This is a genomic window from Lentzea terrae, from assembly GCF_003265345.1.
In the GTDB taxonomy this organism is placed as follows: domain Bacteria; phylum Actinomycetota; class Actinomycetes; order Mycobacteriales; family Pseudonocardiaceae; genus Lentzea; species Lentzea terrae.
Map to the genome: position 1 here is coordinate 133,824 of NZ_QFWW01000034.1, position 12,682 is coordinate 146,505.

Annotated in this window: 13 protein-coding genes; 8 read left to right on the top strand and 5 right to left on the bottom strand. The window is 68.5% G+C overall.

Annotated features, from left to right (window positions below):
• The first annotated feature begins 8 nt into the window (after positions 1 to 8).
• The gene (locus DI276_RS42360; RefSeq protein WP_112274605.1) at positions 9 to 1,175 is read left to right on the top strand and encodes a sensor histidine kinase; all 1,167 of its coding nucleotides are present in this window, start codon (positions 9 to 11) and stop codon (positions 1,173 to 1,175) included.
• Positions 1,172 to 1,813 carry a response regulator gene (locus DI276_RS42365; RefSeq protein WP_198681250.1) on the top strand — a complete coding sequence of 214 codons (642 nt, stop codon included), beginning with the start codon at positions 1,172 to 1,174 and terminating at the stop codon, positions 1,811 to 1,813. The genes DI276_RS42360 and DI276_RS42365 overlap by 4 nt, the downstream gene beginning before the upstream one ends.
• On the opposite strand, the gene DI276_RS42370 is transcribed toward DI276_RS42365, so the two are convergent.
• Positions 1,770 to 2,321 (bottom strand): TetR/AcrR family transcriptional regulator, encoded by a 552-nt coding sequence (locus tag DI276_RS42370; RefSeq protein ID WP_112274845.1) that lies wholly within the window; start codon positions 2,319 to 2,321, stop codon positions 1,770 to 1,772. The genes DI276_RS42365 and DI276_RS42370 overlap by 44 nt on opposite strands.
• 100 nt (positions 2,322 to 2,421) lie before the next feature.
• On the opposite strand from DI276_RS42370, the gene DI276_RS42375 reads away from it, so the two are divergent.
• Positions 2,422 to 3,303 (top strand): alpha/beta hydrolase family protein, encoded by an 882-nt coding sequence (locus DI276_RS42375; protein ID WP_112274607.1) that lies wholly within the window; start codon positions 2,422 to 2,424, stop codon positions 3,301 to 3,303.
• Here the strand turns inward: DI276_RS42375 and araD are convergent.
• The 3 genes from araD to DI276_RS42390 are packed head-to-tail and all read right to left on the bottom strand — an operon-like array spanning position 3,265 to position 6,507.
• Complete coding sequence (araD, locus tag DI276_RS42380) at positions 3,265 to 4,971, bottom strand: L-arabinonate dehydratase (RefSeq protein ID WP_408610627.1); 1,707 nt, start codon at positions 4,969 to 4,971, stop codon at positions 3,265 to 3,267. The two genes, DI276_RS42375 and araD, sit on opposite strands and share 39 nt — an antisense overlap.
• Positions 4,968 to 5,873, bottom strand: a complete 906-nt coding sequence (locus DI276_RS42385; RefSeq protein WP_112274612.1) for a dihydrodipicolinate synthase family protein — start codon at positions 5,871 to 5,873, stop codon at positions 4,968 to 4,970. The genes araD and DI276_RS42385 overlap by 4 nt, the downstream gene beginning before the upstream one ends.
• The gene (locus tag DI276_RS42390) at positions 5,860 to 6,507 is read right to left on the bottom strand and encodes a GntR family transcriptional regulator (protein ID WP_232837297.1); all 648 of its coding nucleotides are present in this window, start codon (positions 6,505 to 6,507) and stop codon (positions 5,860 to 5,862) included. The genes DI276_RS42385 and DI276_RS42390 overlap by 14 nt, the downstream gene beginning before the upstream one ends.
• A gap of 246 nt (positions 6,508 to 6,753) precedes the next feature.
• On the opposite strand from DI276_RS42390, the gene DI276_RS42395 reads away from it, so the two are divergent.
• The 4 genes from DI276_RS42395 (at position 6,754) to DI276_RS42410 (ending at position 9,700) form a co-directional block, all read left to right on the top strand.
• The gene (locus tag DI276_RS42395; RefSeq protein ID WP_112274614.1) at positions 6,754 to 7,260 is read left to right on the top strand and encodes an anti-sigma factor; all 507 of its coding nucleotides are present in this window, start codon (positions 6,754 to 6,756) and stop codon (positions 7,258 to 7,260) included.
• 124 nt (positions 7,261 to 7,384) lie between these two features.
• Positions 7,385 to 8,308 (top strand): DUF1996 domain-containing protein, encoded by a 924-nt coding sequence (locus tag DI276_RS42400; protein WP_232837298.1) that lies wholly within the window; start codon positions 7,385 to 7,387, stop codon positions 8,306 to 8,308.
• Positions 8,309 to 8,441: 133 nt separating this feature from the next.
• Positions 8,442 to 8,993, top strand: coding sequence for a sigma-70 family RNA polymerase sigma factor (locus DI276_RS42405; protein WP_109637237.1), 552 nt, complete (start codon positions 8,442 to 8,444; stop codon positions 8,991 to 8,993).
• A complete protein-coding gene (locus DI276_RS42410; RefSeq protein WP_112274616.1) occupies positions 8,990 to 9,700 on the top strand; it encodes an anti-sigma factor family protein in 711 nt (236 codons plus the stop codon). The genes DI276_RS42405 and DI276_RS42410 overlap by 4 nt, the downstream gene beginning before the upstream one ends.
• Positions 9,701 to 9,810: 110 nt before the next feature.
• Here DI276_RS42410 and DI276_RS42415 read toward each other — a convergent pair whose 3' ends face one another.
• Positions 9,811 to 10,755, bottom strand: a complete 945-nt coding sequence (locus tag DI276_RS42415; protein ID WP_112274618.1) for a zinc-binding dehydrogenase — start codon at positions 10,753 to 10,755, stop codon at positions 9,811 to 9,813.
• A gap of 79 nt (positions 10,756 to 10,834) precedes the next feature.
• Between DI276_RS42415 and DI276_RS42420 the strand changes: the two genes are divergently transcribed.
• Positions 10,835 to 12,649 (top strand): penicillin acylase family protein, encoded by a 1,815-nt coding sequence (locus DI276_RS42420; RefSeq protein ID WP_112274620.1) that lies wholly within the window; start codon positions 10,835 to 10,837, stop codon positions 12,647 to 12,649.
• Positions 12,650 to 12,682: the final 33 nt, after the last annotated feature.

Genomic DNA, 12,682 nt, shown 5'->3' on the forward strand with positions numbered 1-12,682 from the left:
GAGAGCGCATGTGGCCGATCCGGTTGTCGTGGTGGCCGTTCGCGTTGCTGGCGGCGCTGACCGCGGCCTGGACGATCGGCTGGGCGGCCACGCTCGCCGACCTGATTCTGGCCGCGTCCGTGGCCCTGTGGATGCTCGCGCCGCACGCGTTGCGGCCCGACTGGCAGGAGCGGGCATGGGTGCGCATGACGTTCTGCGTCGTACTCGTCCTGTTCGCGGCGGTTCTGGTGCTCAAGAACCCGTTGTTCGGGTTCTTCACGCCGGTGGCGTACTTCTGGGCGTTCCGGCTCGTCGGCTGGCCGTGGCAGCTCGTGGCCGTCGCCGCGGTGGCAGTGGTGGCCGGCACGGCGCAGTCGTACGGCGTGGACCGGACGACGCTCGGCGGCGTGGCGCTCTGGGCCGCGGTGGTGGTCGGGAACGCCGTGCCGTTGTGTGCTTACGCCTTCGTCGCCCGGCAGGCCGACCGGCAGAGCGACGAACGCGAGCAGGCCTACCGCAGGCTGGCGGAGTCGTTGGCGGAGAACGAGGCCCTGCACGAACAACTGCTCGCGCAGGCGCGTGATGCCGCGGTGCGGGACGAACGGCAGCGGATGGCGCGGGAGATCCACGACACCCTGGCGCAGGGCCTCACCGCCATCATCAGCCAGCTCCGCGCGGCCGAGACCGCCGGCGACGAGTGGCGCGGACATGTCGCCACCGCAACGGAACTGGCGGCGGAGAGCCTGCGGGAGGCCCGGCGGTCGGTGCACGCGCTGCGCCCGGAGCCGCTGAGCACGGCGCGGCTGAGCGAGGAGTTGCGGGGCGTCGCCGAACGGTGGTCGGCACTGCACGGGATTCCGGTCGAGGTCACGACGACGGGCCCGGCGCGGCGGATCCGGCCGGAGGCGGAGACCGCGTTGCTGCGGATCGCGCAGGAGGCGTTGACGAACGTGGCCAAGCACGCGCGGGCTAGCCGGGTGGGCGTGACGCTGTCGTACCTCGATCGCGAGGCGGCGCTGGACGTGCGTGACGACGGCACGGGGTTCGGGGCGCTGCCGGGCACCGGTGGGTTCGGGCTGATCTCGATGCGCCAGCGGGTCGAGAGCGTGTCCGGCACCCTGGAGATCGAGTCCGAACCGGGTGGCGGCACGGGCATCTCGGCCCGCGTGCCCGTCGAAGCGGAGGTGCACGCGTGATCACGCTGCTGGTCGTGGACGACCATCCGGTGGTGCGGGACGGGCTGACCAGCATGTTCGCCCGCGATCCAGACTTCGAGGTGCTCGGCGAGGCCGCGGACGGTGCCGAGGCCGTGCGGCTGGCGGTGGCCCTGCGCCCGGACGTGGTCCTGATGGACCTGCAGATGCCGGGGGTCGACGGCTTGAGCGCGATCAGGGAGCTCACCGAGGGGGCGTGCGAGTCGCGTGTGCTCGTGTTGACCACCTACGACACCGATGATCATGTCCTGCCCGCGATCGAGGCGGGTGCCACCGGTTACCTGCTGAAGGACGCCGGACGCGACGAGCTGGTGCGTGCGGTGCGGGCGGCGGCCCGTGGCGAGGCCGTGCTCGCACCGTCGGCGGCCGCCGTGCTGATGAACCGGGTGCGCAAGCCGGCGCCCGGACTGCTGAGCCAGCGCGAGCTGGAGGTGCTGCGGCTGGTGGCGGCCGGGGCGACGAACCGCGAGGCGGCGGCCAAGCTCTTCCTCACCGAGGCCACCGTGAAGTCCCACACGCTCAACATCTACGCCAAGCTCGGGGTGAACGACCGCGCGGCCGCCGTGGCCGAGGCGTTCAACCGCGGTCTGCTGGTCGCAGGCCGTCGAGGAGCAGAGTGATCAACCGGCGCGGGTTGTAGCGCGGGTCGTCGTCCCTGCCGATGCAGAGGTTGCCGATCCCGCGCATCAGCTCGTACGGCTGGATGTCCTCGATCCCGCTCGCTTCGAGCAACTTGCCGCACACCGGCCCGAGCCGATCGATGAAGTACGCGTGCAAAGACTCGAACCCGCTGCTGTCCGACTGCATCGCGCCGGCCAGCCCGTGCTTGGTCACCAGGAAGTCCACGAACAGGTCGATCCACGCGCGCAACGCCGCGAACGGCGAGTCCGAAGTGGACAGCAGTGCCGGGCCGGCCTCGGCGCACGCCTCGACCTGGTGCCGGTAGACGGCGACGACGAGGTCCGCGCGGGTGGGGAAGTGCCGGTAGATCGTGCCCATGCCGACGCCGGCCTCGGCCGCGATCTCCCGGATCGGCGCGTCGACGCCGGACCTGACGAACACCTCGGCCGCGGCCGCGAGCAACGTCTGCTCGTTGCGCACGGCGTCAGCTCGCTTGCGTGGTGGCACGCGCACTCCCCTCGAGCCCGGTTGACAAAGCGGAACAGCGCTCCGTATCGTTCCGGAACGTCGCTCCACTTACGGCGACAGACTACTCGAAGGGGAACCAATGACCGTGTTCACGGTTAGTCCTGTCGTGCTCGAAATCCCCGAAAGGCCCGTTGACCTGCAGTTGAAGGTGTCCGCGCCGACCGAGGGCAGCGGGTTGCCGATCATCCTGCTGTCCCACGGGCAGGGGCACTCGAACCACCTGTCCTCGCTGAACGGCTACGCACCGCTCGCGAACCACTGGGCCGAGCAGGGCTTCGTCGTGCTGCAGCCGACCCACCTGAGCTCCCGCACGCTCGACCTGCCCGCCGACACCCCTGGTGCACCCATGTTCTGGCAGGAAAGGGCCGAGGACATGGCGCACATCATCGACCGGCTCGACGAGATCGAGAAAGCCGTGCCACAGCTGCAGAACCGGCTCGACCGCACGAAGATCGCGGTCGCCGGCCACTCGATGGGCGGGCACACGGCGAGCCTGCTGCTGGGCATGAAGACCGAGGGCATCAGCCTCAAAGAGCCCAGGATCAAGGCAGGCGTGCTGCTCGGCACCACCGGCCGCGGTGACGGCCTCACCGAGTTCGTCGCGACCAACTACCCGTTCATGCTGAGCGCCGACTTCACGGACATGACCACGCCCGCACTCGTCGTCGCGGGCGACAAGGACGGGTCGGAGCACCTCACGGTCAACGGCCCCGAGTGGCACACGGACCCGTTCCACCTGTCGCCCGCCCCGAAGGACCTGCTCGTCCTCGAAGGCGGGGAACACGGGCTCGGCGGCGTCTCCGGGTACGACGTCGCCGAGACCACGGACGAGAGTCCCGAACGGGTCGCGGTCGTGCAGCAGCTGACCACGGCCTACCTGCGCAGTCAGCTGCTCGGGACGGCTGACTGGCAGCAGCAGGCCTCAGTGGGCGTTGGGTTCCGGGTTGACTCCCGGCCGTGACAGGAACTCGAAGTCGCAGCCCTCGTTGGCCTGCGTGATGTGCTCGTAGTACAACGCGCCGTACCCGCGTTCGAACTTCGGCGGCGGCGCGATCCACTCGGCTCGACGCCGTGCCATCTCCTCGTCGGAGATCTCCACGCGCAGCACGCGCGCCTCGACGTCCAGCGTCACGAGGTCGCCGTCCTGCACCAGCGCCAGCGGCCCACCGACGTGCGCCTCCGGTGCCACGTGCAGAACGCAAGCGCCGTAAGAAGTTCCGCTCATCCGCGCGTCTGACACGCGCACCATGTCCCGGACGCCTTCTTTCAAGAGCTTGTCCGGGATCGGCAGCATCCCGTATTCCGGCATGCCGGGCCCGCCCTTGGGGCCACCACCGGCCAGCACGATCACCGAATCCTTCGTCACGTCCAGCGAAGGCGAGTTGATGCGTGCCTGCAAATCCTGGTAGCCGTGGAAAACCACGGCGGGCCCGGTGTGCTTCCACAGCAAAGGATCAGCCGCCACGTACTTGATCACCGCACCGTCCGGCGCCAAGTTGCCGCGCAGCACCGCCAATCCACCTTCCGGCGAGATCGGGTCGTCGACTGACCGGATCACCGAGGAGTCGTACACCTCGGCACCGTCGAGATCCTCGCCGAACGTCCGCCCCGTCACCGTGATCCGCTTGAGGTGCAACGAATCCCGCAACCGTGACAGCAACCCGCGCAGCCCGCCCGCGTAGTAGAAGTCCTCCATCAGACAGGAGCCTGCAGGCTGAACCGAGGCCAGCACCGGCACTTCCCGCGACAACCGGTCGAAGTCGTCCAGGGACAACGGAATCTGCGACCGGCCGGCCATCGCGATCAGGTGGATGTACGAGTTCGTCGAGCCGCCCAACGCCAGCACGGTCCGGATCGCGTCCTCGTACGCATCAGCCGACAACACATCACCGATGGTCAGACCCTCGCGAACCATCTCCACGACTCGCATGCCCGAAGTCGCGGCCATCCGGTAGTGCGCCGAGTCCACAGCTGGAATCGACGACGCCCCAGGCAAAGTGAGGCCGAGCGCCTCAGCGGCGGCCGTCATCGTCGACGCCGTGCCCATCGTCATGCACGTGCCAGGGGAACGGGCCAGCCCGGACTGGATCTCCGCCCAGTCCGCAGAAGAGATCGTCCCCGCGCGCTTCTCGTCCCAGAACCGCCACATGTCGGTGCCGGACGCGAGCTTCTCGCCACGCCAGTTGCCGCGCAGCATCGGTCCGGCAGGCACGAAAACCGTTGGCAGCCCAGCCGAAGCCGCGCCCATCAGCAGTGCGGGCGTGGTCTTGTCACAGCCACCCATCAGCACGCAGCCGTCGACCGGGTACGACCGGAGGATCTCCTCGGTCTCCATCGACAGCATGTTCCGGTACAGCATGGGCGTCGGCTTCTGGTACGTCTCCGACAGCGTGGAGACCGGGAACTCCAGCGGATATCCGCCCGCTTCCCAGACACCGCGCTCGACCTGCTTCGCGCGCTCGCGCAAGTGCATGTGGCACGGGTTGATGCCGCTCCACGTGTTCAGGATCGCGATCACGGGCTTGCCGAGGTGTTCGGCGGGGTTCATGCCCAGCTGACGCATGCGGGCGTTGTGCGAGAACGCCCGCAGTCCCTCGCCGTCGAACCACTCCGCGCTGCGCAGGGTCACAGCATGCTCCACGAGTTCAGCAGCACACCGACAGCCGACCGGTCGGCCTCACTCAGCACGCTGGCGGGCGGCCGCACGTCCCGGCGGCACAACCCGAGCTGTGCCAACGCTTCCTTCACCACCGACACGTTGTTCGCCGACTCGTTCGCCGCCCGGAGCTCCTCGAACTTCCGGATGAACTCCCAGAACTCCGTCGCCGCACCGAACTCGCCGACCTTCAGCGCGTTGAACATCCGCACCGACAGCTGGGGCGCCACGTTCGCGAGCCCGGACGTGAATCCCGTTGCCCCGACGGCGAAGTAGCCCGGCGCCGACAGCTCGGCCAGCCCGGCGACCCACGTCAGCCGGTCAAGCCCGGCATCCCGCGCGACCGTGGCGAAGCGAACCGGGTCCGGCACCGCGTACTTGACGCCCACGACGTTCGGGCAGTCGTCCGCCAGTGCGGCGATCTGCGCGCCACCGATCCGCGGGTTCCGCACGTAGAGGATCACGCTCAGCTCGGGTACCGCAGAAGCGATCGTGCGGTGGTAGTCGACCCACCCGTCCAGCGACACGTACGGGTGCACCGGCTGGTGGATCATGATGCCCTGCGCCCCGGCCCGGTCGGCGAACCGAGCGGCCGCGACGGCGGTCCCGAGATCATGGCCGACCCCTGCAACGATCGCGGCGCGGTCCCCGACCGTGTCGACCGTGATCTTCAGCGCGCGTTCGGTCTCGGCGGCGGACAGCGTGTAGAACTCGCTGGTGTTGCCGTTCGGCGTGACGACCGAGACGCCGCCCTCCACCATCCGGTCCACGATCGCGGCGTAGTTCTTCTCGTCGATCGCGCCGTCGGCGTCGAACGGCGTGACGGTGATCGCCACGACGGAGGCGAGCTGCTCGGACAGGTCATCGAACGCCATCGGGAAGCTCCTCGACTACTCGGTCGGCGAAGGTCTGGATGTGGCGGCGGAGCAGCTCGAACGCGAGGTCGGCTTGGCGTTCCAGCGCGGCGGCGAGGATCGCGTGGTGCTCCGCGGCCTCCTCGTCCCAGGTAGGGCAGATGCCCCAGCCGGCGACGGTGATCAGCGCGGCCTGGTCGCGCAGGCCGTCCAGGATCTCGACCAGCAACGGGTTGCCGCACCCGGCGTAGAGCGCGCGGTGGAAGCGGCGGTTGGCCAGCGAGCGTTGCGCCAGGTCGGAGACGTCCTGGAGAGCCAGCGCGGCGTCCTCGAACGAAGCCCCGAGCTGGATCGAGCGCCGCAATGCCTCGGGTTCCATCAGCATGCGCACGTCGTAGACCGAGTCGGCCATGGCGGCGTCGACCGTGCGGACCGCGGCTCCCTTGTACGGGCTCATCACGACGAGCCCCGACCCGGCGAGCGTCTTCAAAGCCTCGCGCACCGGCGTCTTGGAGACGTTCAACGCGGCCGCGAGATCTGTTTCCACGAGCGCCTGACCGGGCTTCAGCTTTCCGTTGAGAATCGCTTCTTTGATCGATTCCAGAACGAAGTCGGTACGCGACGCGGGAGGCGCTTCCACCCGGTCATACATCATATACGAGACCCTAGGAGCTGGCGGAGGCCCAGGTCAAGCGTCTCGTGTGGGCTGCACAACTGCCCTGTATCTGCGTTGAACCAACTTCCTCGCGGGCTCGTTTTGAAGGTGTCGGTCACCGCAACTGCGCGGGACTGGAAGAAGGAGAAATGAGTGAGTCGTTCCGCGTAACCGTGTCCATTGCCGCGTCCGCCAGCGCATGGCACCGAACGTCCTGGGCACCAACGAGTTGAACGAGATCGACACATGCTGATGGAAGAACTGCCACCGGAGGCCGCACTCGACGGCGCTCCGCGCGACGCGGACCACCTGCTGCAGCGCACGCTGGGCACGGTCCGCGCCGAGAGACACCAGGCCGTGCGACGCCGAGGGCGCGTCACGGCCCTGACATCGACCTTCGTGGTCGCCGGCGTGCTCGCTGGAGGCGTCTGGCTCGGCCAGGGCCTGGGCGTCGGTGGCACGGACGTTGCCGCGGTTCTGCAGGGGACCTCGGCCGCTGGGGCGCACCTGGCCGTGAAGGTCACGGACACCGAGGGCGGCCTGCGCCTGGTCGCCACCGTCGACGGCATGCAGGACGGGGAAGCCTGCTGGCTGGTCGTGCACACGAAGGACGGCCGCACCTTCACCGCCGGCTCCTGGCGGGCGCACGCCGGTGAGGTGACGCTGGCCGGGTCCGCGATGGTGCGGTCAGGAGACGTGGCCGGCGTCAGCGTCGTGAACCACGATCACCAGCCGCTGGTGACCGCGAACTAATGCTCGATGAACGGTGCTTTTGTCCACGTCAGGTGTACAAAAGCGCCGTTCATCGAGCAACGGTGAATGTTCGAAGTGAGACATTGGGCTGTTGTCTTGATGGCGTGCTTGGCAAGCTGTGGCCGTGGCCCCGAACAAACCGATGACCCTCGCAGTCGCGGCGGTCGCGGTCATCGTCCTCGTGGCCTCCGGCGTCCTCCTGTGCGGGAAATCCAGCGCTGACCAGTACGTGAGCGACCTCGACCAGGTGCAGACCGAGCCGCAGACGCCCAACTTCGTCATTCAATGCGGCACCAACGAAGAGCGGCACCTCAACGCGGACAACCCCGTCGTCTCGCCCGGCATCCCGTTCGGCGCCCACCACACACACGAGTACGTGGGCAACAAGTCGGCCGATGCGAAGTCGACGAACGCCTCTCTTGAAGCCGCGCCCAGCACGTGTGAGAAGGACGACCGCTCCACCTATTACTGGCCGGTGTTGCGCCTTACTGACGGCACGGGCCACGACGCGCACGCCGAGGGCGGTGGCCTGCACGGCAACACCGGCCAGGTGCTCAAGCCGACGAGCGTGGAGATCCGGTACGAGGGCAGCCCGGTGAGCAACGTGCTGCCGATGCCGCGGTTTCTGCGCATGATCACCGGCGATCCGATGGCGTTCACCAACAACTACGGCCCAAACACCAGGGCCAAGTGGGGCTGTGCGAACCAGCCGGGCCGGTACACCAGCAGGTACCCGCTGTGTGGGAGCGCGACCACGCTGCGTACCTACGAGTTCGCCAGCTGCTGGGACGGCAACAACACCGACAGCGCGTCGCACCGCACGCACGTGGTGTTCCCGCTCGCGGGTGGTGCGTGCCCCGCGAAGACGTTCCCGATCCCGCGGTTGCGCATCACGGTCGGCTACGACATCCCGGCGGGGCGCCCGTTCGCCATCGACAGCTTCCCCGAGGAGCTGCGCGATCCGGCGACCGACCACGCCATGTTCATCAACGTGCTGCCGGAGCCGTTGATGAACGCGCTGGTCGGGCACCTCAACCGGTCGCGGTGACGCCACAGCACTAGCATTCGCCTCAATCTTTTGAAACCTCGTTTGAACCGAAGCCCGCCGTTGCTCGTGTGTCGGCTGAGGTCTTGAACAGAACGCCCGCAAGAGGTGTTCGCGGGCGGGGAGGAGTGGGTGGATGGCGGCTTTGTTCTCCCGCAAACGGGAGACCGCGGCCGACGAGGCACTGATCCGGTCGCTCTACGAGGAGCACGGTCGGGCGCTGCTGGCGTACGCGACGCGGCTGACCGGCGATCGGGCGGCTGCCGAGGACGTGGTCCAGGAGACCCTCGTCCGAGCGTGGCGCCATCCCGACGCCCTCGTGAACGGCAAGGGATCGGTGCGCGGCTGGTTGTTGACCGTGGCGCGCAACATCGTCACCGACCGGGTGCGGGCCAAGGCGGCGCGCCCGCAGGAGGTGGCCGAGTCTCCGGCGACGCCACCGATCGAGCGCGACCACGCCGACCAGGTGGTCGACTCGGTCGTGGTGCTGGAGGCGTTGGACAGGTTGTCCTCCGACCACCGCGACGTGCTGATGGAGATCTACTTCCGCGGCCGCAGCGTGACGGAGGCGGCAGAAGCGCTCGGGGTACCACCGGGCACGGTTAAATCAAGATCGTATTACGCGTTGCGAGCCCTGAGAGAGACGTTCGTCGGTCAACAGGTCGCACTGAAGGGGGTGGCCGGATGACCACGCAGCACGACCCGCAGCTGCTCGGTGCCTACGTTCTCGGAGCGATGGACGAGCAGGAGGTGCGCGAGATGGACGAGCACTTGGCGTCCTGCCCCGACTGCACGCGTGAGCTCGAGGACCTCCGCGCGATGGAGGCCTACCTCGGCGAAGTGCCGCCGGAGGCCATGCTCGACGGGCCACCAGAAGGCGGCGATCTGTTGTTGCAGCGCACGCTTCGCCAGGTGCGTTCGGAACGAGGCGGCGTCGCGCGACGTCGCCAGTTCGCGTTGGGTGCCGCGGCAGCCGTTGTCGCAGCGCTGGTGCTGGGTGCCGGCGTCTTCGTCGGTAAGGCCACCTCACCGGACAACATCGGGGCGGCACCCCCGCCGACCACGACGGCCCCGGACCCGACGGGAACGAAGCTCGCCACGTTCACCGACCCGGTGACCAAGGCGTCGATGACCGTCAAGGTCGTCCCCGCCGCGGGCTGGGTGCGCACGAACATGTCGATCAACGGCATCCCCGAGGGCGAGAAGTGCCGGATCTTCGTGGTCGCGAAGGACGGCAGCCGTCAGGAGGCGGGTTCCTGGGTGGTGTCCAAGAAGGGCGCCGCCGAGGGCACGAACCTGGACGGTTCCGCGTTGGTGGCTCCCAACGACGTCAAGTCGGTGGTGGTCGAGAACTTCGCGGGCAAGAAGTTCGTCGAGGTGCCGGTCCAAGCCTGACCGAGGGGTTGGAAATGGAGGCGGCGGTGACGTCCCGCTGTGGGACGCCACCGCCGCCGCCGACGTGGCCAGGATGCGCGGTGTTCTCCCGCCACGTCGCTCCCCCGGTGTTATGGCTTGAGCACCACTTTCCCCACGGTGGCGCGCGATTCCAGCGCCTCGTGCGCCAGCGCGGCGTCCTTCAGTGCGAACGGCGGGTTCACCAACGGCACGAACCGCCCGCTCGCCAGCCCCGCCATCGACTCGTCCTCCAACACCCGCAGCCCGCGCCGCATCAGCCCGGGCCCGAGCGCGACGGTCGCGGTGAGGCTGTTGGCCCACAACGCTTCCGTGCTGATCTGCGTCATCTCCCCGGACGCCCAGCCGTAGATGATCTGCCGCCCGCCCACGCCCAGCGTCTTGAGTGCCGCCGCACCGACCTCGCCCCCGACGCCGTCGAGCACCACGGTCATGTCCTTGACGCCGTCCGCCCAGTCCGGCCGGGTGTAGTCGATGGCGGCGTCGGCGCCGTTGTCCATGACGTGGTCGAGCTTCTCGCCGCCCGCGAGGCCGATGACCTGCGCGCCGACGTTGCGCGCCTCCTGCACGAACAACGCGCCCATGCCGCCCGCCGCCGACGTCACGAGCACCACGTCGTCCTTGGTCAGCTTCGCGGCGTGGAGGACTCCGACGACCGTGCGGCCGGTGCCGATCATCGCCACCGCCGCCTCGAACGACACGTCGTCGGGCAACGCGTGCAGTGCGGACACGTTGGCGACGGCGAGCTCCGCGTAGCCGCCGTTGGCCTGGCCGAGGTGGGCGGTGACGCGGCGGCCCAGCCAGTCGGGCGAGACGTCGTCGCCGAGGGCCGTGACGACGCCGGCCACCTCGCGGCCCGGCGTCATGGGGAAGTCGACGGGGCCGAAGCCGCCCTTGCGGATCGTGGTGTCGACGAGGTGGACACCGGCGGCGGCCACGGTGATGCGCACCTGGCCCGCCGCGGGCTCCGGGTCGGACACCTCCTCGAAGAGCAGGTTCGACGCCGGACCGAACTCGTACTGCCGAATCGCGAACATGCCGGCGACGCTATGAGCTCGACCTAGCTGGAGGTCAACAGGTGGCCTGTTATGACACGAGTGTGCTAAAAACGGTGATGTGTGGAACACCGTCATCGCGAGCCTGCTCCTGGTCACATCGGCGCCTGTTGCCGTGGCCGGTCCGGAGCAGGTGCCGCACGTCGTCGCGTCGGACTACCGCGGCCTGGGGGACGGCATCGGGTTCGGGCAGGCCAAGGCCCGTCTGTGCGATCTCGCCGAGCTGTTCACCGACTTCGCCGCCGACCCGCAGTTCCGGGATCTCGAGCAGAGGCAGGTGGTCGAGCGGATAGTCGCGCAGCCACCGCCCATCGGGCCCACGAAACAGGTCCGCGACCTGTTCACCGGGTACGTCCGCGGCTACAACCGTTACGCCGCAACACATCCGAGGTGCAACAGGCAGATCAGCGAGGCCGAGCTCTACCGGTTCAACCACGTGGCCTTCAACGAGGGGATCTTCCGGGCGTACGAGGGCATCTGGCCGGCACCGCCCAAGCCGGTCAACGAGCGGGGCAGCAACACGATCGCCGTTGGTTCTCGGGGTACCAGCGGAGGTCGTGGCGTATTGCTGGGCAATCCGCACGTGCCGTGGCACGGCATGATCTCGTTCTGGCACGCCCGGTTGACCATTCCGGGCAAGGTGGACGTCGACGGCGCCATGCTGCTCGGCATCCCGGTCGTCTTCAACGGGTACAACCGCGGTGTCGCGTGGTCGGCCACCGTGTCGACGGCGACGAGCTACACGCTCACGAAGCTGAAGCTGGTCGACCGGTACACGTACCTGGTCGACGGCAAGCCGGAGCGGATGATCGACCGCGGCACCCACTGGGACACCCGCTACGGACCGGTCACCAGGCTCATCCGCACGAACCCGCACCTGACCGGCCACGAGATGACGCCGCTGCCGTGGACCGACGCCGAGGCCTACGCGGTCACCGACCTCGCGGCCGACCGGCTCGCGGCGGTGAACGCGGCGGCGGGCTTCCTGGAGGCGCGGACCACTACCGACCTCAAGGCGAGCCTCGACCGGTACGGCGGCACGGTGCGCACCAACATCGTGGCGGCGGACAAGCGCGGCCAGACCCTCTACGCGGGCATCCAGGTCGTGCCGGACGTGGCCGACGAGTGCGTGGTGGACCAGGAGTTCCTGACCCGCACCAGCGTGGCGATCGTCGACGGCGCTCGTTCGTCGTGCCGGGCGGGACTGCTGGCCATGGACAAGATGCCGTGGATCGAGAGCGACACCTACGCGACGAACTCCAACTCCACGCACGCGTTCGTGCGGGCGGACAAACCGTTGACCGGGTTCCCGCGCGTGTTCGGGGACGAGAGCGTCGCGAACATGCGGACCTCGTTCGGGCTGAAGGAGATTCCACGTCACCTCGGGCGCTATGACGCCGCGACGATGCAGAAGCTGGTGTTCGAGAACAGGAACACCGCCGCCGAGATGTATCTCGATCAGCTGCCGTGCACTCGTGAGGAGTGCGAGGTGTTGCGGAAGTGGGATCGCCGCAACGAGATCGACAGCGTCGGAGCGTTGCTGTTCGACCGGTGGTTCGCGGCCGGTGGTACGGCGGAGGCCTTCGACGAGGTGGTGCGTGAGCTCGGGCCGAAGATCCACCAGCCGTTGGGGGAGGTCCAGTACGTGGTGCGGGACGGCAGGAAGATCCCGCTCCACGGCGGGCCCGGATCGTCCGGGGTCTACAACCTGATCAACATGGACTGGCAGCACCAGGAGGTGAGCGACGGGTCGAGCTTCGTCTTCGCGGTCGAGTACACGGACAAGGCCTGTCCGACCGCGTACACGTTGATGGCGCCGGCTCGCCCGGATCTCTACTCCGCGAAGAAGTGGCAGAAGGGGGCTCTCTGCCACTAGGTGCTTGAGGCTCGCGTCGTCGGGGGCGCGAGC